At 67.1% G+C, this 22,626-nt stretch carries 19 protein-coding genes; 8 read left to right on the top strand and 11 right to left on the bottom strand.

Going from position 1 to position 22,626, the window contains the following annotated elements; all coding sequences use genetic code 11:
- Positions 1 to 143: 143 nt before the first annotated feature.
- From ACP7DD_RS07760 to ACP7DD_RS07745, 4 genes are all read right to left on the bottom strand, one after another.
- Positions 144 to 593, bottom strand: coding sequence for a hypothetical protein (locus tag ACP7DD_RS07760; protein ID WP_426174146.1), 450 nt, complete (start codon positions 591 to 593; stop codon positions 144 to 146).
- A gap of 144 nt (positions 594 to 737) precedes the next feature.
- The gene (locus ACP7DD_RS07755) at positions 738 to 3,980 is read right to left on the bottom strand and encodes an efflux RND transporter permease subunit (protein ID WP_426174145.1); all 3,243 of its coding nucleotides are present in this window, start codon (positions 3,978 to 3,980) and stop codon (positions 738 to 740) included.
- A 3-nt stretch (positions 3,981 to 3,983) separates the two neighbouring features.
- Entirely contained in the window at positions 3,984 to 5,123 is a 1,140-nt protein-coding gene (locus tag ACP7DD_RS07750; RefSeq protein WP_426174144.1) for an efflux RND transporter periplasmic adaptor subunit, read from the bottom strand.
- Between the two features lie 189 nt (positions 5,124 to 5,312).
- Positions 5,313 to 5,732 carry a divergent PAP2 family protein gene (locus ACP7DD_RS07745; protein ID WP_426174143.1) on the bottom strand — a complete coding sequence of 140 codons (420 nt, stop codon included), beginning with the start codon at positions 5,730 to 5,732 and terminating at the stop codon, positions 5,313 to 5,315.
- A gap of 151 nt (positions 5,733 to 5,883) precedes the next feature.
- On the opposite strand from ACP7DD_RS07745, the gene ACP7DD_RS07740 reads away from it, so the two are divergent.
- The gene (locus ACP7DD_RS07740; protein ID WP_426174142.1) at positions 5,884 to 6,957 is read left to right on the top strand and encodes a DUF475 domain-containing protein; all 1,074 of its coding nucleotides are present in this window, start codon (positions 5,884 to 5,886) and stop codon (positions 6,955 to 6,957) included.
- Positions 6,958 to 7,023: 66 nt separating this feature from the next.
- Positions 7,024 to 7,395: a hypothetical protein gene (locus ACP7DD_RS07735; RefSeq protein WP_426174141.1), complete on the top strand. Its 372-nt coding sequence runs from the start codon at positions 7,024 to 7,026 to the stop codon at positions 7,393 to 7,395.
- Here the strand turns inward: ACP7DD_RS07735 and ACP7DD_RS07730 are convergent, their stop codons facing one another.
- The 5 genes from ACP7DD_RS07730 to ACP7DD_RS07710 form a co-directional block, all read right to left on the bottom strand.
- Entirely contained in the window at positions 7,396 to 8,118 is a 723-nt protein-coding gene (locus ACP7DD_RS07730; RefSeq protein ID WP_426174140.1) for a substrate-binding periplasmic protein, read from the bottom strand.
- A 135-nt stretch (positions 8,119 to 8,253) separates the two neighbouring features.
- Positions 8,254 to 10,503: a hypothetical protein gene (locus tag ACP7DD_RS07725; protein ID WP_426174139.1), complete on the bottom strand. Its 2,250-nt coding sequence runs from the start codon at positions 10,501 to 10,503 to the stop codon at positions 8,254 to 8,256.
- A gap of 126 nt (positions 10,504 to 10,629) precedes the next feature.
- The gene (locus ACP7DD_RS07720) at positions 10,630 to 11,625 is read right to left on the bottom strand and encodes a serine/threonine protein kinase (RefSeq protein WP_426174138.1); all 996 of its coding nucleotides are present in this window, start codon (positions 11,623 to 11,625) and stop codon (positions 10,630 to 10,632) included.
- 32 nt (positions 11,626 to 11,657) lie between these two features.
- Positions 11,658 to 12,857 (bottom strand): cation:proton antiporter, encoded by a 1,200-nt coding sequence (locus ACP7DD_RS07715; RefSeq protein WP_426174136.1) that lies wholly within the window; start codon positions 12,855 to 12,857, stop codon positions 11,658 to 11,660.
- Positions 12,858 to 12,878: 21 nt separating this feature from the next.
- Entirely contained in the window at positions 12,879 to 14,168 is a 1,290-nt protein-coding gene (locus ACP7DD_RS07710) for a sugar MFS transporter (RefSeq protein WP_426174135.1), read from the bottom strand.
- Between the two features lie 131 nt (positions 14,169 to 14,299).
- On the opposite strand from ACP7DD_RS07710, the gene ACP7DD_RS07705 reads away from it, so the two are divergent.
- Positions 14,300 to 14,500: a hypothetical protein gene (locus ACP7DD_RS07705; protein WP_426174134.1), complete on the top strand. Its 201-nt coding sequence runs from the start codon at positions 14,300 to 14,302 to the stop codon at positions 14,498 to 14,500.
- A gap of 11 nt (positions 14,501 to 14,511) precedes the next feature.
- Positions 14,512 to 16,026 carry a tryptophan halogenase family protein gene (locus ACP7DD_RS07700; RefSeq protein ID WP_426174132.1) on the top strand — a complete coding sequence of 505 codons (1,515 nt, stop codon included), beginning with the start codon at positions 14,512 to 14,514 and terminating at the stop codon, positions 16,024 to 16,026.
- Between the two features lie 30 nt (positions 16,027 to 16,056).
- Here the strand turns inward: ACP7DD_RS07700 and ACP7DD_RS07695 are convergent, their stop codons facing one another.
- Positions 16,057 to 17,640, bottom strand: coding sequence for a family 16 glycosylhydrolase (locus ACP7DD_RS07695; protein WP_426174131.1), 1,584 nt, complete (start codon positions 17,638 to 17,640; stop codon positions 16,057 to 16,059).
- A 50-nt stretch (positions 17,641 to 17,690) separates the two neighbouring features.
- Between ACP7DD_RS07695 and ACP7DD_RS07690 the strand changes: the two genes are divergently transcribed.
- The 4 genes from ACP7DD_RS07690 (at position 17,691) to ACP7DD_RS07675 (ending at position 22,502) form a co-directional block, all read left to right on the top strand.
- On the top strand, positions 17,691 to 18,875 hold the full coding sequence (locus tag ACP7DD_RS07690; protein ID WP_426174129.1) for a LacI family DNA-binding transcriptional regulator: 1,185 nt from the start codon (positions 17,691 to 17,693) through the stop codon (positions 18,873 to 18,875).
- Between the two features lie 71 nt (positions 18,876 to 18,946).
- On the top strand, positions 18,947 to 19,642 hold the full coding sequence (locus tag ACP7DD_RS07685; RefSeq protein ID WP_426174128.1) for a UPF0149 family protein: 696 nt from the start codon (positions 18,947 to 18,949) through the stop codon (positions 19,640 to 19,642).
- An 86-nt stretch (positions 19,643 to 19,728) separates the two neighbouring features.
- Positions 19,729 to 21,252, top strand: coding sequence for a helicase HerA-like C-terminal domain-containing protein (locus tag ACP7DD_RS07680; RefSeq protein WP_426174127.1), 1,524 nt, complete (start codon positions 19,729 to 19,731; stop codon positions 21,250 to 21,252).
- Between the two features lie 266 nt (positions 21,253 to 21,518).
- Positions 21,519 to 22,502, top strand: a complete 984-nt coding sequence (locus ACP7DD_RS07675; protein ID WP_426174126.1) for a DUF535 family protein — start codon at positions 21,519 to 21,521, stop codon at positions 22,500 to 22,502.
- Here ACP7DD_RS07675 and ACP7DD_RS07670 read toward each other — a convergent pair.
- Positions 22,495 to 22,602: a hypothetical protein gene (locus ACP7DD_RS07670; protein WP_426174229.1), complete on the bottom strand. Its 108-nt coding sequence runs from the start codon at positions 22,600 to 22,602 to the stop codon at positions 22,495 to 22,497. The genes ACP7DD_RS07675 and ACP7DD_RS07670 overlap by 8 nt on opposite strands.
- Between the last annotated feature and the right edge of the window lie 24 nt (positions 22,603 to 22,626).

Below are 22,626 nucleotides of genomic sequence, written 5' to 3'. Positions count from 1 at the left end.
TGCGTTGGTTCCCTGATGGTCCCTGAAGGGGCCTACATCAGGCTCATTGCGGGGCTGACCTGGCGCTGCTGTTCGCCTGCATGTCGTATCGCAGGCCGCAGCGGCACAAGATAGACGTGAACGAGGAGTTAAACAATGAAAGCTTATTCAAACGTAACAAAAGTCATCCTTTCCGCCGCCGTGCTCGCTGCAATGCTCGGCGCTTGCAAGAAAAACGACACCGCGCCGGGAGCAGCCGGCGACACCTCCGCCACCACGCCTGCGACGACGTCGGGCTCGGGTTCGGGCACCAGCGGCACCAGCGGCACCAGCGGCACCGGCGGCGGCGACACCGGCACCAGCGGCGCCAGCGGCAGCGGCTCGACCGGCGGCACTTCAGGTACTGGCGGCACGTCGGGTACTGGCGGCACGTCGGGTACTGGCGGCACGTCGGGCACCGGCGGCACCGGCGGCAGCGGCAGCTCCGGTACTTCGGGCACCGGCGGCACCTCGGGTACTTCCGGCACCTCGGGCACTTCCGGCACCTCGGGCACCTCGCCGAGCGACTCGACCACCACGCCGAGCGGCACCGGCAGCGGGACGACGCCAAGCACGACGCCACCGTCGCGCTAACTGCCGACGCAAACGGGCTCGCTGCATGACAAGAAGGCCCGCGTCAAGCGGGCCTGTCTGCTGCAATGCTCCAAGCACGCGTTTCCATATGGGCGATGCCGGCGTGACTGCCGGCATCGCTAGAGTCAATGCTTGTCGAGGGCGACCACCGGCGTCACGCCCGGCGCCGCCAGCGGACGGCGGCCGCGGCCGGTCACCTTGCGGAACAACCACATGATGCTGCGGAAGATCAGGCGCACGAACACCAGCGTCAGGATCGCCTCGACAAAGGTCTGGAAGAAAGCGAGCACCGGGTTCATGCGCGCGGCACGGCGCTTGAACTTGGCCACCATGCGGTCGCGCGAGATCTCGATGCTGTCGTAGAAGGTCGGCACGACCAGCAAGGTCAGGATAGTCGACGTGATGGTCCCGCCAATGATGGCGATCGCCAGCGGTCGGTAGAACTCGCCGCCTTCGCCGAGGCCCAGCGCGACCGGGAACATGCCGGCGATCAGCGCGAAGGTGGTCATCAGGATCGGCCGCAAGCGCATGCGGCCCGCTTCCATCAGCGCGTCTTCACGCCCGTAGCCTTCGGCCTCGCGCTTGCGCGCCGCGTCGAGCAGCAGAATGGCGTTCTTCGCCACCAGGCCCATCAGCATGATGATGCCGATCAGGCTCATCAGATTAATGGTGCTACCGGTGATCAACAGCGCCACCACGACGCCGATCAGCGACAGCGGCAGCGACATCATCACCGCCAGCGGCGCGGTGAACGAGCTGAACTGCATCACCAGGATCAGGTACATCAGGCCGATGCCCGACAGCAGCGCGATGATCATTCCGGTAAACAACTCCTGCTGGTTCTTGCCGGCGCCGCCCAGCTTCAGGCCGTAGCCTGGCGGGTAGTCGAACGCCTTGGCCAGCTTCATCGCGTCGCTGGTGACTTCGCCGGTCGAACGGCCCTGCGCGTTGGCCGACACCGAAATGGTGCGCATGCCGTCGGTATGCTGGATCCGCGACGGCCCCTTGCCCATGGTCACAGTGGCGATCTGGTCGAGCGGGACCATCTGCGTGGTGCCGGTGACGGCGATCGGCAGGCGCTCGATGTTCTCGGCGCTGACCCGGTCGTCCGGATGCAGGCGCACGGCAACGTCGCGCGTCTCGCCGGTCGGGTCGACCCAGTCGCCTACCTCGACGCCGGCAAACGCCACCCGCAACGCCTGCGCGGCGTCGTTGACGGAAATGCCCATCGAGTTGGCCAGGCCGCGATTGAGTTCGATCCGCAACTCGTTTTTCGGATCCTGCTCCGACAGGCCGACGTCGACGGCGCCTGGCACCTGGCGCAGCTTCTCCATGTAGGCGTTGGTAATTTCAAGCAGCTTGCGCGAGTCGGGACCGGTGAAGTCGATCTGCACCGGCTTGCGCGCGCCACCGCTCAGGTCGTCGATGACGACGAATTCGGCGCCGACCACCGGGCGGATCCGCTCGCGCAGATCGGCCGCGACTTCCTTGGCGCTGCGCTTGCGGGTGGCGCGCTTGTCGATGTCGACATACACGCGGCCGCCGCTGGCACTGATGTTGCTGTTGGTGTCCTTCGTTTCCGGCAAGGTGCGGGCGATCTCGGCGACCTTCTCCATCTTCAGGCGGCCGTAGTCGATCGACGACGACGACGGCGTGCGCACGTCGATCATCAGCATGCCCGAATCGGACGCCGGCATGAAGCCGAAGCCGCCGATGGTGACCTGCAACACGATGGCGGCCACCAGCGTGCCGCCGGCGATGATCGCCATCCAGATGCGGTGGTGCAGCGCCCAGGCAATCACGTTGCCGTAACGGCCGGCCTGGTGGTCGAACCAGTCGTTAAAGCGCTGCAGCACGCGCGACAGGCCCGTCTTCGGCGCCGTGTGGTGGTCGACCGGGTCGCCCCAGTAGGCCGACAGCATCGGGTCGAGCGTAAACGAAATGCCCAGGCTGACCAGCACCGAGCACGTCACCGTCAGCGCGAACGGGCGGAACCACTCGCCCGGCATGCCCGGCATGAAGGCGACCGGAATGAACACGGCGATGATCGAGAACGTCGTGGCGGCCACCGCCAGGCCGATCTCGGCGGTGCCTTCGAGCGCGGCGGTGCGGCGGTCCGAGCCCATCTGCATGTGGCGCACGATGTTTTCGCGCACCACGATGGCGTCATCGATCAGCACGCCGATCGCCAGCGACAGGCCGAGCAAGGTCATGAAGTTCAATGTGAAGCCGCACAGCCAGACGGCGATGAAGGCGGCGATCACCGAGGTCGGCAGCGACAGCGCCGTGATCAAGGTCGAGCGCCACGAGTTGAGGAAGGCATACACGACGAAAATGGTCAGCACGGCGCCGAGCACCAGCGACTCGATGACGTTGTTCAGGCTCTTCTGGGCGTTGTCGCCGCCATCGCGGGTCACTTCGAGCTTGGTGCCCTTTGGCATCTCCTTCTCGAGGCTCTTGACCAGTTCGCGCACGTCCTTGGCCACCGACACGGTCGACGCGTCGCGCGAGCGCGCCACCTGGATACTGACGTTCGGCTTGCCGCTGCGGATCGAGAAGCTGCTGATTTCGGCGAAATCATCCTTGATCTGGGCAACTTGCGCCAGCCGCACGACCTCCTCGCCGCGGCGCTTGACGACGACCTGCTGGAATTCCTCGGGCGACTCGATGCGCCCGACCAGGCGGATGCTCTTTTCATCGAGCGCGCCGCGCACCTTGCCAACCGGCGCATTGGTGTTCTGGGTGCGCAGCGCGTTGACAACGTCGCCGACGGACACGTTGTACTCGCGCAGTTTTTCCGCGCGCAGCAGCACCGACAGCTCGCGCCGCAGGGCGCCGCCGACGCTGACGTTGGACACGCCATCGATGGCGCGGAAGCGGTCGGCCAGCGTATCTTCGGCCAGGCGCGACAGTTCGGCATGGGTCAGGCTGTTCGACGACAGCGCCATGTTCATGATCGGCTGCGCCGACGAATCCCAGCGCGTGATGATCGGCTCGCGCATTTCGGTCGGCAGCTTGTAGCGCACGCTGCTGATGACGTTGCGCACTTCGTCGGACGCTTCGATCAGGTTCTTCTTGAAGGCGAACTCGATCTGCACGCCGGCGCTGCCCTCGTTCATGAAGCTGTCGATCTTCTCGACGCCGGCAATGGCCAGCAGCGGCTTTTCGATGCGGTTGATGATTTCGCGTTCGACAGTGTCGGGCGAGGCGCCCGGATACGGAATACTGACGAACAGCATCGGCGCCTCGACGTCCGGCTCCTGGTTGACGCGCAATTTCGTCAGGGCCATCAGGCCCAGCGCCATGATGGCGAGGATCAGGACAATCGTCGCGACCGGCTTGCGGACGCTAAAGTCGGAAAGGAACATGGCTTATTTCCCCTGCACGGCGGCGCTGGCGGCGGGCGCCGCGGCCACACGGGCCGGCGCCATCTCGACCTTCTGGCCGTCCTTGTAGCTCGAACTCGGGTTGCGCATGACGGTGTCGCCGGCGGCCAGGCCCTGGCGCACTTCGTAGTTGCCGGTGCGCGGGTCGCGCGTGCCGATCACCAGGTCGACCTTCGACAGCGTCTTGTCCTTCATGCGCCAGGCGTAGGCCTTGTCGCCGGCGCGCATCAGCGCCCCTTCCGGCAGCATCAGCGCGGCGACGCTGTCGGCTTCGATGCGCCCTTCGCCGTACAGGCCGGCCACCTTCGGCTGGGCGCCGGTGGCAAACCCGACCAGCACTTCGACCTGGCGCGTGACTTCGTTGGCGATCGGGTCGATGCGCCTGACGACGCCGCGAAATTCCTGGCCGGTGTAGCCATTGATGCGGAAGCTGACCGGCTGGCCGACCTTGACGGCGCTGATGCGATCGGCCGAGACGCGCCCTTCGAAGCGCATGCTGGTCGGATCGAGCACCTTGAGCAGTTCCTTGCCGATGGCGGCGGTGTCGCCGGCCGATACCTTGCGGTCGGCCACGACGCCATCAAACGGCGCGCGCACCAGGGTGCGCTGCAGCTGCTGGCGGGCCAGCACGGCGCGGGTGCGCGCGGCCGCCACGTCGCTCTGAGCGTTGTTGCGGCGCGTTTCGGCTTCGTCAAGCGCCTGCAGCGACGTCATGCCGGACGCGCGCAGCGTCTTGAGTCGCTCGACCTGGCGCTCGGCCTGCTCGAACGCCTGGCTCGACGCGCGCGCGGCCTGCTCGGCCGAACCGAGGCTGTCGCGGATCGCCGCTTCGTCGAGCTTGACCAGCACGTCGCCGCGCCTGACCTGCTCGCCGTTTTCCTTCAGCACTTGCAGCACCACGGCCGACACCTCGGCGCGCAGGTCGGCCTTGCGCTCGGGCTGTACCGAGCCGGTGATGACCGGGCCGGAGGCGAGCGCGTTGCTGCGCACCGTCAGCAAGTCTTCCGGAGCAATCTGCAACTGGACCGCCTTGGCGTCGGCGCCTGGCTTGGCGTCCTTCGCTGCCTTACTGCAGGCAACCAGCGCCGAGGCGATAGCGAGGACGAGCATGGTTTTACGCAGCATTGTATTCTCCGGAAATATTAATTTTTTAACACGTGACAGCGGCACGACGAATCATCAGCGGCACAGTATCCTTGAGCCGTATGGACCAGTCAATCGGCGCGATTCGGCCTGCCGATTTGTAGGGATGAAATGCGTTGGGAGGCGACGAACTGCATTTCCGGCTGATGAAATGGCGCAACTTCGGCGCTGTTACAGGGCCCCTGCCACTGCGTTGATGGCGAAACCGACGGCGATGCCGGTGCAGATGCCGCCGCCGATCTCGACCAAGGTGTGGCCCATCCGCTCGCGCAGCGGCTTTGGCGCCGCGCCGGCGGCCAGCCGGTTGATCGCCGCGGCCTGGCGGCCGACGTGCTGGCGCAGGCTGTTGGCGTCGACCATGACGATGAAGGCGAGCGTGACGGCCACGCCGAACGCCGGGTGGTCGATGCCTTCGCGCAGCGCGATCAGGGTCGCCATGCTGGTGACGACGGCGCTGTGGTTGCTCGGAAAGCCGCCATTGCCGACCAGGTCGAAGGCGAGCCGGCGCTGGCGCACGCTGGTGATCAGGAACTTGATCGGGCCGACCACCAGCCAGGTGATGAAGGGGGTGACAAGGTAAGAAATGTCCATCGTGTGATCCTAAATGCCGCTGTGTATCGAAAATGCCGTGGAGAATTATCGCAGAAGCCCGCCACGGCGGCGACCGCGAACGCGCCGCGACCGGGCCAAGTCGCGTTAAACTCACGATCACTGTGGCATTTCAACCAATTAAAGGGAAAGCATGCGCCATTTCAGGCTGTCGATCGGGGTCACCGTCATCCTCATGGCGCTCGCTGGCTGGTGGGGGTATTCGCGCGGCGGCACCGGCGCCATGCTGCAGGCGCTGTGGATTACCGGCGTGCTCGGCGTGCTCGAAGTGTCGCTGTCGTTCGACAACGCGGTGGTCAACGCCACCGTGCTGCGCCACTGGAACGAATTTTGGCGCAAGCTGTTTCTTACCGTCGGCATCCTGGTGGCGGTATTCGGCATGCGGCTGGTGTTCCCGCTGGTGATCGTGGCCGCCGCCACGGGCCTCGGTCTGGTCGACGTGTGGAACATGGCGATCAACACGCCGGCCGAATATTCGCGCCACCTGGTCGAACACCACGCCGAAGTGTCGGCCTTCGGCGGCGCCTTCCTGCTGCTGGTGTTCCTCAACTTCCTGTTCAGCGACGACAAGGAACTGCACTGGCTCGGCTGGATCGAACGCAAGGTCGGCCAGTACGGCACCGAGGGCCTGGCCGTGCTGCTGACCCTGGTCGCGGTGTACTTCTGCATGACGATGGTGCCACCGGCGCGCAAGCTGGCGGTCATCATTTCCGGCACCGTCGGGGTGCTGGTGTACATCGGCGTCGACTGGATCAGCGGCCTGCTGGAACAAAAGGAAGGCGAAGGCGCCGCGCTCGGCAAGGCCGTCTCGCAAGGCTCGATCGGCGGCTTTCTGTACCTCGAAGTGCTGGACGCCTCGTTCAGCTTCGACGGCGTGATCGGCGCCTTTGCCATTACCAACGATGTCGTCATCATCATGCTGGGGCTGGCCATCGGCGCGATGTTCGTGCGCTCGCTCACCGTCTATATGGTGTACCGCGGCACGCTCGACGAATTCGTGTATCTCGAGCACGGCGCCCACTACGCGATCGGCATCCTGGCGCTGATCATGTTCGCCAGCGTCGAGTATCACATTGCCGAGTGGTTCACCGGCCTGTCCGGCGTCGCCTTCATCGGCGTGTCGCTGTGGTCGTCCGTGCGCCACAGCAAGCGGATGGCGCGCGAAGAGGCGGAGGCAGGCGACGAGGCGGAGTGCGCCTGTCCTTAATGGTTTGACTATTGCCACGATCATGGCAGAATGGGCGCGCCCTTCATCCACCGCGAGAATATGCCCATGAACCGTCCGAAACGCTTGCCCCTCATCCTGCTGGCGGTGCTTGCCGCCGCGGTAGCAATCTTCGCCGCCTACGCCTGGATCACGCTGCAGGTGTCGTACGCCGAAGGCGAACGCGCCGGCTACCTGCAGAAGTTTTCGCGCAAGGGCTGGATCTGCAAGACCTGGGAAGGCGAAATCCTGCTCACCAGCATGCCCGGCGCAATCCCCGAGCGCTTCGGGTTTTCGGTGCGCGACGACCTCGTCGCCAAGCAGCTGATGGCGGCGATGGGCAAGCGCGTCAACCTGACGTACTCGCAGCACAAGGGCGTGCCGAGCGCCTGCTTCGGCGAGACCGAATACTTCATCGAGAAAGTCACGCTGCAGCAGTAATTACTGGTAGCGCGCCATGATGGCGGTGATGGTGCCGTCGCGCTGCAGCTGGGCCACGGCGCGCTCCATCTGGGCCGGCGAAACGGCGCCCTTCGGCGACAGCGCACAGCCGGTCAGGTAGTGCTTGACCACCAGCGGCGGATGCAGCGCCAGCGGCGGATCGGCCAGCTTCATCCGGTAATCGATCAGGTGCTTGCTGGTGACCATGTGGTGCAGCCGCCCCAGGCTCAGCTTGCGCAGGTTCAGGTCCGTGCTGGGGCCGTCGGCGCGGACAAAATCGCTGCCGAGCGCGCGCTCGAGATCCGGGTAGGTATAGCCGAACACAGTGCCGATCGGCTCGCCGCGCAGGTCCGCCAGCAAGCGCGCGCGCGGGAAGGCGCGGCTGGTGATGACCACTTCGACCAGCGGCACGAACGGCTGGCTCCAGGGAAAGGTGCCGTCGAGCCACTCGGGAATGTAGCCGCACAGCACGTCGGCCATGCCGCTGCTGAGGGCGCCGACGATGCGCTTGCGCGGCAGCGCCACGAAGCGCGGCTCGCGCCCGAGCGCGCCGGCGAGCGCTTCGCCGACATCCTTGTGCATGCCCTCGATCAGCTGGAAGTTGCGAAAACGCGCCATCGGCATTTCGGTGGCGGTGTCGACCAGGATGACCAGCTCGGCCGCGCGGAGCGACAGGGGCAGCAGCAGCGCGAGGCACAGCGCGGTTCGAAAATGAAAAGACATGAGACCTTGGCGCGAGGACGGAGGGGTCTGACCCGGGTGTTTCCGTTGAGGGTCAGACCCCGGTGGGGGGCAGACGCTAACGCAACCGGGGTCAGCCCCCTGACAGCAGCACCGAGGTCTGACCCCGCCGTCATTTTACTTCAGCGGCACCGACGAGGGCTGGGTCAGCAGGCGGCCGATGACTTCGCGCGTGATGGTTTCGGACGACGTGCGCTGGATCGCTTCGGACGAGCGCTGCGCGGCGGCCTCGCTGGTGGCGGCCAGCGCGCGCCGCTCGCAAGCGTGGCGTTCGGTCTCGAGTGCCAGCAGCTGCTGCCTGGCCTCGGCCATCGCCTGCGTCGTCATCGCCACCTTGCGCTGCATGGCGGCGTGCGCCTGGGCGCTGTCGAGCAGCAGGCGCTGCGCCTCGAGCTTGTCCGTCACCGCTTGCGCGGCCGCTTCCTCGGCCATCTCGATCTGGTGCGCGACATCGGCCTTTTCCTGTTCGGCGGCCAGGCGCGCCCGCACGGCGGCGGCAGCGGCATGCTCGGACGCGATGCGCGCTTCGATCGCCGCGCTTTCTCGCGCCTGCGCGGCGGCGCTGTCGCGCAGCGCCTCGACCAGCTGTTCGGCCAGCGCCAGCGCCGCGTGTTCGGCCGCCAGCGCTGCTTCGGCCAGCACCAGCTGCTGCTGTTCGGCGGCGGCGCGCGCGGCCTGGACGTCGGCCTGTTCAGCGGCCGCTTTGAGCTGCGCGGTGACGGCGTCGGCGGCGGCGACCTGCTGCGCGCTATCGCGTTCGGCCTGCTCGGCGAGCGCGCGGGTGGCGTCGATTTGCGCCCGCTGGGCCTGTTCGGCGCGGCGCTCGGCGTCGACCTTCTGGCGCAGCAGCGCTGCCTGCGCCGACTGCGCGTCGGCGCGCGCCTGCGCGGCGGCGCCGAGTTCCTGTTCGGCGGCCAGCTTGTCCTGCAAGGCCAGCAATGCCTGCTGCTCGGCCTCGGCGCGGGCACGCTCGGCATCGGCGAGCGCCTGTTCCTGCTCGGCCCTGCGGCTGGCCAGCGCGGCACATTCGGCCTGCTGCGCCACCTGCTCGGCGACGGCGGCCAGTTCGCTCGCGGCGGCGGCGTTGGCGGCGGCGGCCAGCGCGGCGGCCTGTTCGGACAAGGCGGCGCGTTCGCCGGCGAGCACGCCGGCGCGCTGCTGCTCGTGCGCTTCGAGGTCGGCGGCGGCGGCGGCGGCTTTTTCGGCGATGGCGCGTTCGCGCGCGGCTTCAATGGCGAGCGCTTCCGCTTCCATCCTGGCGCGCACTTCGTCGCCGGCTTCTGCTTCGGCCAGCGCGCGCGCCAGCGCCACTTCGCGCAGCTGGCGGTCGACTTCGATGCGCGCCTCGGTGGCGGCCATGATGCGCCCTTCCGCTTCGCGCCGCGCTTCGGCGCCGGCGGCGGCCATCTTCTCGACGCGCTCGCGGTGGATGGCGGCGTCGCGCAGTTCTTTTTCGGTCTGCAGGCGCAGGTGGATCGACTTGGCGGCGACCCGCTCCGACTCGGCCTGGGCGATGGCGATCGCCTCGCGCTCCTGCTCGATGTGGGCCAGCGCGCGCGCTTCTTCCAGGGCCCGTGCTTCAGCGACCGCGCGCGCGAAGGCCGACGCCAGCGCGACCTGGTCGGCTTTCTCGCGCTGCACCGTCAGCTCCAGCGCTTCGGCTTCGGCTTCGGCGAGCAGTTCGGCGGTCTGGCGCGCGCCCTTGGCCTGGCGCTCGCGCTCGCGCGCCAACGTGGCCACGCGGGCGTCGGCGGTGGCGATGTGCAGTACTTCTTCCTTGGCCGCGTGCACCGCGGCGACCCGTTCGAGCGCCTGCAGGCGCGCCTGCTCGGTGTGCACTTCGAGGTCTTCGACGGCGCGCGCGGCGCGTTCGGCCATCTGCGCTTCCGCCTCGATCTGTTCGGCGGCGCGGCGGCGCGCTTCTTCTTCGCACTTGGCGCGCGCTTCGGCGGCCAGCTTGATCCTGGTGTCGGCTTCGACGCGGGCGCGCAGTTCGGCCGTCTCCTGGCGCACCGCCTGCAGGCGCTCCATGCTCGCTTGCGCGGCGGCGCGCAGCGAATCGAGCCGGTCGCGGTTCGCTTCGATCGCATCTTCCGACGCCTGCGCGTGTTCCAGCGCGGCGGTGGCGGCGGCGGCGTCCATCGCGGCGCGCTCCTCGGCCAGGCTGCGCGCGCGCGCTTCGGCGTGGGCCCGGCTCTCGGCCGCGCATGACGCCTTCGCTTCGGCCTCGACGCGCGCGATCGCCTCGTGGATCGCCCGCATTTCCGACTTGGCGCGGCCCGGCGCCTCGGACGCGGGCGCCGCCTCTGCCGCCGGCAGGTCAATGCTCACATGTGCGTCGTCGTGCTGGGCCGGTACTGATTGCATGGTCGTTCTCGCTAAGCTGAAGGGGCGCCTTCCACAGCGGAAGTCATGGCTTCGATTATCGGTCAGCAATGGTTTCGGCGGCGCACGAAGCAGACGGGGGAAAGCGCCTCATTTCCCGCTTTATGGCTAGGCCGGCCAGAGTGGCGGCTCGTCCATCAGCGCGACCTGCTCGCGCAGTTCGAGAATCCTGTCCTGCCAGTAACGTTGCGTGTTAAACCACGGAAACGCCACGGGAAACGCCGGATCGTCCCAGCGCATCGCCAGCCAGGCCGAGTAATGCAGCAGGCGCAGCGTGCGCAAGGCCTCCACCAGGTACAGCTGGCGCGCGTCGAAATCGGCGAAATCCTCGTAGCCGGCCAGGATGTCGCCCAGCTGGCGCACCATGTCGGCGCGCTCGCCCGACATCAGCATCCACAGGTCCTGCACGGCGGGACCGGTGCGGCTGTCGTCGAAGTCGACGAAATGCGGGCCGGCGTCGGTCCACAGGACGTTGCCGGCATGGCAATCTCCGTGCAGGCGCAGCACTGGCTGCTGCCCTGCCCGTTCGTAGCAGCGGGCGACGCCCTCGAGCGCCTGGTCGACGACGCTGGTCCACGCCGCCAGCAGCTCGGGCGGGATGAAGTTGTTGGCCAGCAGGTAATTGCGCGGGGTGCGCCCAAACGTGTCGATGGTCAGCGCCGGCCGGTGCTGGAATGGCGCCAGCGCCCCGACGGCGTGGATGCGGCCGATGAAGCGGCCGATCCATTCGAGCGTTTTCGGGTCATCCAGTTCCGGCGCGCGGCCGCCGTGGCTGGGGAACACGGCGAACTTGAAGCCGGCAAATTCGTGCAACGTGCGCCCTGCCAGCGTCAACGCCGCGACCACCGGGATTTCCCGTTCGACCAGTTCGGCCACGAAGGCGTGCTCCTCGACGATGGCGGCGTCGGCCCAGCGGTTCGGCCGGTAGAACTTGACGACCACCGGACCGCCGTCTTCGCGGCCGGCCTGGTAGACGCGGTTCTCGTAGCTGTTCAGCGCCAGCAGGCGGCCATCGCCGAACAGGCCGACCGAATCGAGCGCGTCGAGGACGCACGACGGATCGAGCGAGGAAAACGGAGGTGGGACGGCGGGCAGGGTTCTCATGGTGGCATTGTAAGCCCGCCGCGCCGGCGCCGTCAGGCAGTGCGGAAAATCAGCGCCTTCATCCGATGCAGTTTCGGATGCACCACCGGCACCGTCAGCATCGTGCTGGCCACCGCCATCAACAGCAAGGCGGTAAATGTCGCGCTGGTGATGATCTGCTTGTCGAGCAAAATGTTGGCAAAGATGATCATGATCAGGGCCTTGGTCTGCAGCATCCAGCCGATGATGCTCGCTTCGCCCGGCTGCCACCGGAGAATCCGGCCGGCCAGGTGCACGCCGGCCAGCTTGCCGCCGACCGAGGCGACCAGCAAGGCGCCGGCGGCGAGCACCACCGCCACGCCGCCGCTCTCCCAGGTGGTGCGCAGGCCCGTGCTGAGAAAAAACACCGGCATCATCACCAGCAACACGTGATGGCGCAGCTGGTCCATCTGCGCGCGATCGAACCAGTCGCCGTCCATCACCATGCCGGCCAGAAAGGCGCCGACCATGAAGTGCAGGCCGGACCAGTCGGCGCCGAATGCGCACAGCGCCAGCCAGATCAGCGCGCAATACCAGCGGTCGCGCGGCGGCAGGCGCAGCATCAGGCGGCGGTAGGCCAGGCTGGCCAGCGCGAACACCAGCAGGAAGCCGAGCTGGCGCGCCACGCGCTCCCAGTCGAGCAGGATCAGCGCCAGCACGCCCCAGATGGCGATATCGTCGACGCTGGCGTAGCGCAGGATGCGCTGGCCGATCGGCCGGCGCAGCACGTCGAGCTTTTCCATCAGCAGGATCAGGATCGGCAAGGCCGTCACGGCGCACGCCATGCCGGTGGCGACGACGAACTGCCAGCCGCTCGCCTTCGCCCCTGCCCAGCCACCATAGCCGAGCATGCCCAGCGCCACGATGGCGCCGCACAGCATCGGCGTGGCCAGCGCCAGCGAAGCGGTGATCGCGCTCTCGCGGCGGTGCTGCCATGCCTGCTTGAGGTCGAGCTCGATACCGGCAATCATCACGAACAGCATCACGCCCCACAGGGCAACGCCGTTGAGCGCGCCGACCACGGCGGGGGTGAACACAAACTGGTAGTACTGCGGAAAGGCGGCGCCGATCACGCCCGGACCGAGCAGGATGCCGGCGATGATCTGCACCACCACCAGGGGCGCGAAATAGTCCGTGTTGCCGAGCCGCCAGACCAGGTACGGCAAGGCGAAAATCAGCAGCATGGCGATCAGAAAGATCTCGGTGGTGGTCATGGCGGTATCGGCGCTGATCGATCAGGCGGTCGGCGTGCGGTGCAAGGTGGCGTACTTGATGCCGTAGAACAGGATGAACGTGTAGCACAGCGCCGGCACCGCGAACGACCATTGGAGGCCGACGGTATCGGCCATCAGGCCCTGCGCGAACGGCACCAGGGCGCCGCCGACGATGGCCATGCACAGGATGCCCGAACCCTGGCCGGTATGCTTGCCCAGGCCATGCAGCGCCATGCTGAAGATGGTGGGGAACATGATCGAATTGCACAGGCCGACAGCAAGGATGGCCCACATCGCCAGCGCACCGTCGCCAAAGATGGCGCACAGCACCAGCGCGATGGCGCCGAGCGAATTGACCGCCAGCGCCTTGCCGGGGCTGACATAACGCATGACGGCAAAGCCGATGAAGCGCCCGACCATCGCACCGCCCCAGTACAGGCTGACATAGTGGGCCGCCGCCGCCGGCGGCAGCGCGGCGATGTTCTGCTCGCCGAGAAAGTTGATCAGGAAGCTGCCGATGCTCACTTCGCCGCCGACGTACAGGAAGATGGCCACCGCGCCCAGCACCAGGTGGCGCTGCGCAGTGGCGCCGCCGTTGTCGCCGGCGTCGGCGCGCGCGGCCGCGTGGGTGATCTTTGGCAAGCGCGCGGCGGCAAACAGCAGCGCCAGCACGGCCAGCGCCGCGGCCAGCGCCAGGTACGGCCCCTGCACCGACGCCGCCTCGCGCGCGCGGTAGGCGGCCTGCTCGGCCGCCGGCAGCAGCGCCAGCTGGTCCGCCGCCAGCGCGCCGGCCGACAGGATCAGCAGGCCGCCAAGGGCCGGCGCCACCGTCGTGCCGAGCGAATTGAACGCCTGCGTCAGCGTCAGCCGGCTCGACGCCGTGCGCGCATCGCCGAGCACCGTCACGTAAGGGTTGGCCGCTACCTGCAGGATCGTGATGCCGGAGGCGAGCACGAAAAAGGCGAACAGGAACAAGCCGTAGCCGCCCTGCGAGGCCGGATAGAACAGCGCGCAGCCGGCCGCGGCGATCAGCAGGCCGGTGACGGCGCCGTTCTGGTAGCCGATTTTGCGGATCAGGGCGCCGGCCGGCAGCGAGACGACGAAATAGGCGCCGAAGAAGCAGAACTGCACCAGCATCGCCTGCAGGTACGTCAGCGTGTAGACCGCTTTCAGGTGCGGAATGAGGACGTCGTTGAGCGCCGTCAGCAGCCCCCACATGAAAAACAGGATGGTGACGATCACCAGCGCGCCGCGGTTGGCCGCGCCGGCGCCGTCTTGCGCCAGGGCGCCGTCGTTTGCGGAAGTTTGCATATTCTCTCCAGTATTATTCTGCGCCGTCGACTTGCGCCGCCAGCATGGCCGCCACGCCGAACAGCGCGGGGTACGGTTCGGTGATCAGGTAGGTCGGAATGCGCGCCAGGTAGGCGCCCAGCCGGGCGCTGATGCTCGCCCTGATGAGCGTGCGCGATCTGCCGCCGGCGCAGCGCCGCGCCTGGCAAGAGATCTTCCGCCATTACGTGTTCGAGGCCGACGACGCCACCGCCGAGCACATCGGCGCCGCCGCGCGCCGCGTGCTGGCGCCGCTCGACGCCGACGCCGCCCGCATGCTGCGCGCGCAACTGCTGAAAAAAATCAACCGTTAACAGGAGACACCGTGCAAGCAAACATTCCGGACCCGCAGCAGCGCAAGCCGATCCGGCGCATCGTCATCGCCGGCGGCGGCACCGCCGGCTGGATGGTCGCCGCCGGCCTGTCGAAGTCGCTCGGGCGCCGCCTCGACATCCGCCTCATCGAGTCCGACGACATCGGCACCGTCGGCGTCGGCGAAGCGACCATTCCGACGCTGATGAACTTCCACAGCCTGCTCGAGATCAACGAACAGGAATTCATGGCCGCCACCGCCGCCACCTTCAAGCTTGGCATCAGCTTCGAGAACTGGCGCGCGCCGGGTCAAGACTACATCCACTCGTTCGGCCTGACCGGCACCGATCACTGGATGGCCGGCTTCCAGCACTTCTGGCACAAGGGCCGCGAGCGCGCGCTGGCCGGCGACTACGGCGACTATTGCCTCGAGCTGAAGGCGGCGCAGGCGCAGCGCTTCGCCCACCTGCCGCGCAACGGCATGAACTACGCCTACCACCTCGACGCCAGCCGCTACGCCAAATTCCTGCGCACGTTCGCCGAGTCGTTCGGCGTCACCCGCATCGAGGCCAAGATCGACCAGGTGCAAACCGACCCCGCATCGGGCGACATCACCGCGCTGCGGCTCGACTCGGGCACGCTGGTCGAGGGCGACCTGTTCATCGACTGCACCGGCTTTCGCGCGCTGCTGATCGGCGGCGCCATGCAGGTCGCCTATGCCGACTGGTCCGAGTGGCTGTTGTGCGACAGCGCGATCGCGGTGCAGACCGAATCGACCGGGCCGGCGTTGCCGTACACGCGCTCGATCGCGCGCGAGGCCGGCTGGCAGTGGCGCATCCCGCTGCAGCATCGGGTCGGCAACGGCATCGTCTATTCCAGCCGCCACACCGACGAAGCGCAGGCGCGTGCCGGCCTGCTGGCCAATATCGACGGCGCGGCGCTGACCGAGCCGCGCCTGATCCGCTTCACTCCGGGCCAGCGGCACCAGACCTGGAAAGGCAACTGCGTCGCCATCGGCCTGGCCAGCGGCTTTCTCGAGCCGATCGAGTCGACCAGCATCCACCTGATCCAGCGCGGCATCATCCGCCTGCTGCAGATGTTCCCCAGCGACGGCATCCACCAGAGCGACGTCGACGAATACAATCGCCAGACCAGCGCCGAGGTCGAGCACATCCGCGATTTCATCATCCTGCACTACCACGTGACGAACCGGCGCGACACGCCGTTCTGGCGCGCCTGCGCCGAGATGGCGGTGCCGCCGTCGCTGCGCCACCGCATCGCGCTGTTTCGCGACAGCGGCCGGGTGTTTCGCACCCCTAACGAGCTGTTCGCGGAAAATTCGTGGATCCAGGTCATGCTCGGCCAGGGCATCATGCCGGCCCAGCATCACCAGGCGGCCGACCTGATGGGCGACGCCGAACTGCTGGCCTTCCTCGAAGGCATCCGCAGCGCGGTCAACAAGACGGTGCTGCAGCTGCCCTCGCACCAGCAGTATGTCGAGCGCTTCTGCGGCGTGCCGAAGCGGTAGCCGGGCCGCTGCGGCCCGGCCGCCCGCGCTCTACCTGGCGTAGATGTTGTAGTTGTCGATGTAGTAGGTGTCGCCGGTCAGCGTAGTCGGCGCCAGCATCAGTACCAGCTGGTTGACCTGCGCGTCGCCGGTGGCGCCGTCGAGCCGGTCGTCGAGCCGGAACTTGACCCGTTGCCAGCCGTTTTGCAGCGTCGTGTAGCCGATGTATTTCGAGTGCCGCCCGCTGGGGAAATTGCTGGCCGTGGCGACGTTCTTGTTTTCCATCTGGATCAGCATCGGCGTGCCCACCGGCGCCGCGGTGTAGACGTCCAGATAGAGCGCCTTCTCGCCCCTGACATAGAACGAGGCGTCGGCGATCGCGCTGGTGCTGGCGGTGACCAGGTCATACGCCTGGCCGGCGTTGCGGACGTACTTGGCCACCGTCGCCGAACCGTTGACCGTGCCCGGCGCCGGATTGGCGACCGCCTGGGTGAACGTGCCGGTGACGGTCGTGTAGGCCAGGTTGCGGCCCGCTTCATAATCGTCGAGCTCCACCGACCTGGTGAGCACCGGCGCCACCGTCACGGCGACGTTCTTGGTGTAACTGCCGCAGCTGTCGCTGATGTTGACCGCCACCGTGCCGCCGGTGGTTCCCCAGTTGACCGTGAACGAACTGGCGCTCGACGTCTGCCCGTTCGGCGCGCTCCACGCGTAGGTGGCGCCGGTGCCGACCTGGTCGACGACGCCGTAGGTGGTGGCGGTGTTCGGCTCGACCAGGTACTTGCCGCTGAGCGAAGGCTGCGGATAGGCGTAGCCGCGCACATAGTCCACCTGCAGCGTTTGCGGCAGCTTGCTGTCGTCCACGGCGCCGCCGAGGTTGCCGCCAACGGCCAGGTTCAGCAGCAAATAGTACTGGTAGGATTCAAACGTCCAGTCGGCCGAGTTGGCCATGTCCGCCGGCGTCTTGGTGGCGTACAAGACGTCGTCGATGTACCAGCTGATCTTGTACGGGCTCCAGTTGACCGAATACACGTGGAAGCCATCGGCGAAGCTGTCGGGCTGGCGATAGATCTGGGTGCTGAGGAACTGGTGGTTCGCGTTCGACGAACCGTAGTGAACGGTGCCCCAGGCGAACATGCTTTTCTGGCCGGTCGATTCCTGGATATCGATCTCGCCGCTGGCCGGCCACGCCACGGTGGTATTGGCCGGCAACATCCAGAACGCCGGCCACATGCCGCTGCCGCTCGGCGTTTTCATGCGCGCCTCGAAGCGGCCGTGCGTCCACTGCCCGCCGCCCGGCCGGTTCAGCGTGCGCAGCCGGGCCGACGTGTACGCCTTGGCGCCGACCCGCTGCTTTTTCGCCGTGATCGTCAGCACGCCGTTGGCCACCACCGCGTTGGCCGCCTGGTAGGACTGCAACTCGTTGTTGCCCCAGCCGCACAAACCGTAGCTGCAGCCGTCGCCGGTCTGCACCTCCCACTTGCTGGTATCGACCGCGCTGCCGTTGAACTCGTCCGCGAAGCGCGGCGCGGCGCTCGGGCATTGCTGCCCGTACGTCGCCGCTGCCGCCATCGCCAGCCCTGCCGCAACGAGTGCCCTGGTAGTGCTCTTGCCCGAATAGTTATCGCATTTCATCGCCGTCTCCGTGTCGTTGTTGTCGTTGTGATTGCGCGCCTCAGACCGATATGAAAGCGCTTTCAAAAATTACCATGGCCGGTTTCCGCTGTCAACACAAGCCGCGCGCGCCGGCCTGTGTCACAATGCGACGCGGTGCCACTTTGGCAAGCACAAGGACGCGAACAATGAAGCGCAAGACCCCCGCGCCGTCGGCGGCAGCCCCCCCCGGAACCAAGGTCACGCTCGGCATGGTCGCCGCCGCCAGCGGCGTCTCGCCCAGCACGGTGTCGCGCATCCTCAACGGCACCGCCGCGGTCAGCCGCAGCAAGCGCGACGCCATCGACCGCGCCATCGCCGCGCTCGGCTTTGTACCCGATCCGATCGCGCGCGGCCTGGCCGGCGGGCGCACCCACAGCGTCGGCGTGATCACCCAGACCATCGACAGTCCGTTTTACGGCGTCGCCCTGCGTGGCATCGAAGAGCAACTCGGCATGGCCGGCTACATCCCGCTGTTCGTCAGCGGGCGCTGGGATGCGGCCGAAGAGGCGCGCGGCGTCGCCGTGCTGTGCGGGCGCCGCGTCGACGGCATCATCTTGCTCAGCGCCCGGCTCGGCGACGAGGCGCTGCGTCAGCTCGCCAGGACGATGCCGGTGGTCGTCACCGGCCGCCAGTTGCGCGCGCCGAACCTGTTTTCGCTCGACTTCGACCATGTCGAGGGGGCGCGGCTGGCCACCGCCCACCTGCTCGCGCTCGGCCACCGCGCCATCGCCCTCATCAGCGGCGACCCGGCGCATGCCGATTCGGCCGGACGCTTGCGCGGCTATCGCGCCGCGCTGCGCCAGGCCGGCGTGCGCTACGACCCGGCGCTGGTGCAGCAGGGCGACTATCGCGAGGACAGCGGCCTGGCGGCGGCCGAACGGCTGCTCGACGGCGGGCAGCCGTTCAGCGCGATCCTTGCCGCCAACGACCAGATGGCGTTCGGCGCGGCGCTGGCGCTATACCGGCGCCGGATGCGTGTTCCCGACGATATCTCGCTGGTCGGCATCGATGATCTGCCCGCCGCCGCCCACGCGATTCCGCCACTGACGACGGTCCGGCAGGACGCCCACGAACTGGGATCGCTGGCCGCCGCAGCGCTGCTGCAATTGCTGACCGGCAACGAGCCGACGGTGGCGCTGTCGCCGCCGCGGCTGGTGGCGCGCGATACGGCGCGCGCCGCGTCGGACTCCGCGCATCACGGCAGCCGCAATTAAAATGCCCGCCGTAGCGGTTTTTGCGCGCGCAGGCGTTAAACTAGCGCCTTCATTTCAAGAAAGAGCACCCGATGCAATACGACCAGCCCCTGTCAGAAAAAGAATTCAACGAACTCGACCAGTTCCTGTTGTCCGAGCGCAGTTCAGACGATGCGATGACGATGGATACGCTGCACGGTTTCCTGACAGCCATCGCGATCGGCCCGGACACCATCATGCCGACCGAGTGGCTGCCAAAAGTGTGGGGCGAAGACGCCAACAGCGAGCCGCAGTGGAAGAACCCGAAGGAAGCGGACCGCATCTTCGAACTGATCATGCGCTTCATGAACGAAGTGGCCGTCACGTTCGAAGTGGCGCCGAAGGAATTCGAGCCGCTGTTCTGCGAACACGAACACGGCGACGAGACGCTGATCGACGCCGAAGCCTGGTGCTGGGGCTTCTGGGAAGGCATGGAACTGCGCCCGGACTCTTGGAATCCGATCTGGGAATCGGATCTGGCGCCGCTGATGCGCCCGATCTACCTGCTCGGTGCCGACGAGATCGAGGAAGAGGAACTGAAGGAAGTCGACGATCCGGTCAAGGGCCACAAGCTGGCGCTCGAGATCGAGGCGAACTTGCCGGCCATTTACAAGTTCTGGCTGCCGCTGCGCAAGTCCGCGGTGCAAACCATCAAGCGCGATGAGCCGAAAGTCGGCCGCAACGACGACTGCCCTTGCGGCAGCGGCAAGAAATACAAGAAGTGCTGCGGCGCCGACAAGGCGGAATAAGGCAGTCACCGCCGGCCGCTTTCGAGCGGCCGGTGTCGTTCTACGCTCGATCAGTGAATCGCTCTACACTCCATGAGGCCGCCACGATGTCTACCCTATTGCCCGTCGCCACCAGCATCGCCACGCAGCCGCCAGCCCTGCAGGGCCTGCTGTCGAACCTGGTCAACCGCCACGGCTGCATCACCGGCGCCACCGGCACCGGCAAGACGGTGACCTTGCAGGTGATTGCCGAGGCCTTGTCCGGCATCGGCGTGCCGGTGTTCATGGCCGACGTCAAGGGCGACCTGTCGGGCCTGGCGCAGGCCGGCGCCCCTTCGCCGAAGATGGACGAGCGGCTGAAGATGCTCGCCATCGAGGCGCCGCAGTGGGCCGCCTGCCCGGTCACCTTGTGGGACGTGTTCGGCGAGCAGGGCCATCCGGTGCGCGCCACCATCTCCGACCTCGGCCCGCTGCTGCTGGCGCGCATGCTGAACCTGAACGACACCCAGGAAGGCGTGCTGCAACTGGTGTTCAAAATAGCCGACGACAATGGCTGGCTGCTGCTCGACACCAAGGACTTGCGCGCGATGCTGCAGCAAGTGGGCGACAATGCCGGCAACTACCGCACCAGCTACGGCAACATTTCGGCGGCCAGCATCGGCGCCATCCAGCGCGGCCTGATCGCCATCGAGGAGCAAGGCGGCGACCAGTTCTTCGGCGAGCCGATGCTCAATATCGACGACCTGCTGCAGACCGACGCCGCCGGCAAGGGCGTGATCAACATCCTGGCAGCCGACAAGCTGATGAACTCGCCGCGGCTGTACGCCGTTTTCCTGCTGTGGCTGCTCTCCGAGCTGTTCGAGCAGTTGCCGGAAGTGGGCGACCTCGACAAGCCGAAGCTGGTCTTCTTCTTCGACGAGGCGCACCTGCTGTTCAACGACGCGCCCAAGCCGCTGCTCGAAAAGATCGAACAGGTCGTGCGCCTGATCCGCTCGAAAGGGGTCGGCGTGTTTTTCGTGACGCAAAATCCGCTCGACATTCCCGACACCGTGCTCGGCCAGCTGGGCAACCGCGTGCAGCACGCGCTGCGCGCCTACACGCCGCGCGACCAGAAGGCGGTCAAGGCGGCCGCCGACACGTTCCGCCCCAACCCGGCGCTCGATACCGCCCAGGTCATCACCGAACTGGGCGTCGGCGAAGCGCTGGTGTCCTTCCTCGATGAAAAGGGGCGGCCGAATATCGTCGAGCGCGCCTTCATCCTGCCGCCGGCGTCGCGCATCGGCCCGCTTGACGCAGATGCCCGCAAGGCCGTGATCGCCAAGTCGGTCGTCGCCGGCGCGTACGAACAAGCGGTCGACCGCGAGTCGGCGCACGAAATCATCGCCGCGCGCGTGGCCGCCGCCCAGCAAGCGCAGCAGCAGGCAGAACAGGCCAAGCCGGCGCCGGCCGGCAAGCAGGCCGAAGCGGCCGACAATTCCTTCGGCGGCATGCTCGGCGGCCTGTTCGGCGGCAACGGCAAGCGCGAATCGCCGGCGCAGGCGATGCTCAAATCGGCGGCGCGCAGCATCGGCTCATCGGTGGGGCGCGAAATCATTCGCGGCGTGCTCGGCTCTATCCTGAAACGCAAGTAACCCGCGCGCCGTCCAGGGCGGCGAAAAAACTGGCGCGATGTATTGACAAGCTTGACGTTCAGACACATGATGCTACAAGTTGCAAAAAATCAATAACACACAGACTTCTCGACGCGGCGCCGCTGCCCCCCATCCCCGGGCCGCTCACCTCTGAGAGAAACACCCGCCGTCGCCTGGCGACCCTGCCGCTCGCATTTCAATGGTCCTTTTTAGCTGCCGCGCCCGCAGCCTGGCCACTGCTTTGCCTGCATTTTCCCACCGCCCCCATGACCTTCCCGATCACCCTGCGCACAGGATTACGCGCTGAGCTCGACGGCGTCGCTTACCTGCGCGAATCGCTGAAACTGACCGTACGGGCGCTGGCCCACCCTCGCCAGACAGGCAGCTGGCTGCAGTTGCTTAACTCGCACCCGTTATTTGGCACCATGCTGCCGTCCTGTCCGCGGCTGATCAACAAGATTTACCGCTCCTATTTCAGTACCGGGTTGCGCTGCCAGGACCGGCTCGACCTGCTGCGCGCGCACTACGACATGGTGATCGACCGCGGCCTGGCGCCGCTGATCGCGCGCGCGGCGCACCAGCCGGTAACGCTGTGCCACCTGGAGGGACGCTCGGCCGACAGCGCTTACCGCATCGAACTGCGTGCCGGCGGCGTGTTGTGCCGCGAAGGCGAACTGATTTTCCAGTTGCTGCAAGGCGACGAGCTGCTGCTGTCGATCGCCTTTTCCTTCTTGCGCGAGGGCGATGCGATGGCGCTCGGCGTGGGCTGCCTGCAAGGCGTGTCCGGCGGCGGCGGGCTCGACGCGATGCGCCGGGCGACGCGCGACTTGCATGGCATGCGCCCGAAGAACTTGCTGGTGCGGATGGTGCGCCAGTTCGGCCACGAGCTCGGCTGCACCGAACTGGTGTTGGTGAGCAACCGCAACCGCGTCGTTACCACGGCGACGCGGCAAGGCAAAGTGCACGCCGACTACGACGGCCTGTGGCAGGAACTGCAGGCCAGGCGCCGTGCCGATGGCAATTTTGCGCTGGACTGCGAACAGCTGCCGCCGCCGCGCCTTGACGACATCGCCTCCAAAAAGCGCTCGGAAGCGCGCAAGCGCCACGACATGCTGGTGCAGGCGATCGACGCAGTGCGCGCACAAGTGGTGCGGTCGCAACGCTCAAGCACGCCGCTGCGGCTGGTGGACGCCAGCCCCGCCGAAGTTTCGCCGCAGACTATCATGCCGGGGCGGTTAATGGTCAGCTAACGGCCGGCGCCGGAACAGGCGCATGCAGGCGGCCTTCGTACAGCGACGCCAGCAAATCGGACTGGCTGACCATGCCGATATACCGGTTGTCCGCGTCCACCACCGGAATGTGGTGCAGCCGGTG

This window comes from Massilia sp. TWR1-2-2 (assembly GCF_049897565.1).
Classification (GTDB): Bacteria; Pseudomonadota; Gammaproteobacteria; order Burkholderiales; family Burkholderiaceae_D; genus JAFCUW01.
This window is presented reverse-complemented; position numbering and strand designations above follow the sequence as displayed.